The 927-nt window shown below is 72.4% G+C and carries 2 protein-coding genes; both read right to left on the reverse strand.

Translation table 11 applies throughout. From position 1 onward, the window contains the following. Window positions 1-108: 108 nt before the first annotated feature. Entirely contained in the window at window positions 109-420 is a 312-nt protein-coding gene (locus tag GJV64_RS14865; protein WP_164158276.1) for a FliM/FliN family flagellar motor switch protein, read from the reverse strand. After that, window positions 417-927: hypothetical protein (locus tag GJV64_RS14870; RefSeq protein WP_205599666.1), on the reverse strand; the 511-nt coding region annotated here is incomplete at its 5' end. The genes GJV64_RS14865 and GJV64_RS14870, both read right to left, overlap by 4 nt.

The following is a 927-nucleotide window of genomic DNA, read 5'->3' on the forward strand; positions in this document are numbered from 1 at the left end:
GCGCCTGCACCACCTGGGCATGGCGCTGCGGCAGCTTCAGGCCGGCCGGCAGGGCCAGGTTCAGGCCGGCGGCGCGCTGCCGCAGCCGGTCCACAAGGGTGGCCGCCGTCATGCGCTGGTGGCCGGCAGCACTTCGGTCAGGCGCACGCCAAAGCGTTCGCCCACTGCCACGATCTCGCCGCGCGCCACCAGCCGTTCGGAGATCAGCACGTCGACCGGCTGGTCCACCCGGCGATCGAGCACATGGACCTGGCCGGCCGCCAGCTTCAGCACGTCGGCCAGTTTCAGGCGGATGCCGCCCACTTCGATGGCGAGGCGCACGCTGATGGCGCCGAAGCCGCCAAGATCAGGCGTCATTGCCGCAACGTCGCCGGGCGTGGGTGCCGGTTGGCCGGACATCTCGCCGGGGTTGATGGTCATGGTCGGTCTCCTGCGGGCTTGAGGTCGATGGCAATGAGGCTGGCCTGCTGGCGCCCGTCGGCAAGCGGGGCTAGGCTGACCCAGCCGATCTGGTGATCGCCCAGGTGCAGCGGCATGTCGGGGCAGGCGTTGATGGGGATGATAAGGCCGGGGCTCAATGGCAGCAGGCGCGCGAGCGGCACCTGTTCATCGGCCAGCCGCACCGCGAGGCGCAGCGGCAGCGCCAGGGCATCGCTACCCAGCGGCTGCACAGGCTGGCTGGGGCGCGGGGCGGGCGGGGCAGCGAGGCGGATGCTGCCGACGATGCTGAAGTCCGAGGCCTCGCCGTCGGGGCGCACGATCACGTCCACCACCAGTTCGGCGCGCTGGCTGGGCGCCGGCCAGCGGTTCTGCACGACAGGGGCAATCAGATCGGCCAGCTGGCGGGCATGGCGCTCGGTGGTGACGCCGGTGCACAGGGCCACGGGGCGGGCCGGATCGCCGCCCAGCCGCACGGTCGCCAGCAGC

The organism is Sandarakinorhabdus rubra, from assembly GCF_010994245.1.
Lineage (GTDB): Bacteria > Pseudomonadota > Alphaproteobacteria > Sphingomonadales > Sphingomonadaceae > Sandarakinorhabdus > Sandarakinorhabdus rubra.